General features: G+C 64.4%; 2 protein-coding genes. Both read right to left on the bottom strand.

Going from position 1 to position 1,990, the window contains the following annotated elements:
* Positions 1-102: 102 nt before the first annotated feature.
* Entirely contained in the window at positions 103-384 is a 282-nt protein-coding gene (locus tag ACE3P2_RS01350; RefSeq protein ID WP_374260052.1) for a DUF6156 family protein, read from the bottom strand.
* A gap of 327 nt (positions 385-711) precedes the next feature.
* A partial coding sequence (locus ACE3P2_RS01345; RefSeq protein ID WP_374260050.1) for a Na/Pi cotransporter family protein occupies positions 712-1,990 on the bottom strand: 1,279 nt, incomplete at its 5' end.

The following is a 1,990-nucleotide window of genomic DNA, read 5'->3' as shown; positions in this document are numbered from 1 at the left end:
TCCGCGTCGGTCTTGGCCTTATCCGAGAACGCCTTGATGGGCACGATGGACATGTTTTCTCCTGAAGGATGTTGATGGGGAAACGGGAAGGCAGGCGCCGGCTCACGCGGGATAGTCGATGACCGCGGGCTCGTCGCCGCCGTCGTCGATCGTCGCCCGGGCGAGGCGGCCGTCGGGGTGGTAGCTGTAGTCGTGGCGCAGTTCGGTTTCGCCATAGACGATCTTCTCGCAGGCGATCAGCTGGCCGGCCGGGTCGAAGCTGCCGCAGTAGTAGGTGTTGCGGTTGCGCATGTCAGCCGGCGCCAGTTCGCCGACCAGCTTGAGGGGCAGCCGGGCGCCGCTGTAGCTGGTGAAATAGCGGGTGGTGGTGTCGCTTGCAGTCATCGGGTCGTCCTCGGGGCAGGCGGCGGGCGCGCATTTTTCCGCCGTTGTCGGAAAAGCGTCGACGCCCAAGCCTGCCGCGCCAGAAAATGTCGTCTTGGTGACAAGTTTTCCCGCTGTTTCGCGGGTCGGCGACCACTGAGCAATATCGGGGCCAACCTGCTGGACGGCCCGGGGATGGATCACGGCTTTTGTTCAGACAGGTTGCAAGGATGTCCTGAAGCCGCGCCATTTATTCCGGATTTCCCGGTCGACCGTAACCGGGTAGGGGGAAAACGCGGCGTGTTCGCTGTGGTTCGCTATTTCCGGGCCGGATTGCGCGTTACAAGGCTACGTCGTCGAAGACCAAGCGGACAGTTCCCCGACGAGAACGCTCCGTGGCAGCACCGAGATAGCCATGTGCTCAGCCACACTGTAGAGTCGCCGCAGCCGGTCGAGTATTTCGAGTTGCACGCGGAGCTTGAGCAGGCGATCCGGCTCGTTCCCGGCGAGACGCACGGCCTGTTGCCGGTGGAACTCGGAGGTGAGTTTCAGGATCGCAGCGCGGTTCGCGACCACGGTCTGCGCCGCCGTCTCGTCCTGCGACACCAGCGCCCGCAGCGCGGACTGCGCCGACGCCTGTATCGTCTGGAACAGCCTCTCCAGCAGGTCGGTGGTCTCTTTCGAAGGGGTGGTGTTCGCCTCCTTCAGGGTCTGGGCCAGCGGGATCAGTTCGTAGCTGAGCGCCGCGCTCATGTTCTCGATTTCGCCGATGGCGGCAACCACTCGCGCATGCTCGTCAGCTTCGGCGTCGTTCAACTCGGCACGCCCGACCTGCTGCAGGTAGCTGAGCAAGGCCTCTCGCAGCACCACGATCCGGTCATGTTGCTGCGACAGTGGGCCGAGATCCCTGGATTCGAGAACCGGCCTGACCTTGCCAAGCATCCCTTCGGTCAGTTCCGCCATGTGCCCGAGCTCCCTCCGCGCCAGTTCCAGGGCCATCGATGGCACCTGGATCAGTTCGTCGTCGAGATACCTGGGGCGGATGATGGCCTTTTCCTCGACTGGCCGGTCCGGGATGATCCTGATGGCCATCTTCGCAAACAAACCGGCGAACGGCAGGAAGAACACCGTGTTGGCGGTCGCCCAGATGGTTGCGGCATTGGCGATCTGGCGCGGCACCTCCTCGGCGAGCCGTTCCACACCCTCCAGATGCGCCGCCACCGGCGAAACCGTCTCGGCGAGTCCCGCGAGCTGGGCGATGAACGGCAACCAGATCACGGCGCCCAGCACATTGAACAGGACATGCACGGCGGCCGCGCGCTTCGCATCCCGTGGCTTGCCGATCGCGGCGAGGATCGCCGTGATCCCGGTTCCGATCTTCGCCCCAAACAGGATCGCGATGCCCGCCGGCAGGGAAAGCAATCCCTGGGTCGCCATGACGACCGAAAGGCCGATGGTTGCCGAGGACGACTGCACCAGGGCGGTAAACACCGCGCCGGCCAGCATCCCAAGGACCGGATTCTTCAAGGATTGCAGCAACTCGGCAAAGCCCTCGTGCGTGCGCAACGGCGCCATGGCCGAGCCCATCGCCGCCATGCCGTAGAAGATCAGCCCCAGTCCCATGAGC

It is taken from the genome of Zoogloea sp. (assembly GCF_041911615.1).
Lineage (GTDB): Bacteria > Pseudomonadota > Gammaproteobacteria > Burkholderiales > Rhodocyclaceae > Zoogloea.
This window is presented reverse-complemented; position numbering and strand designations above follow the sequence as displayed.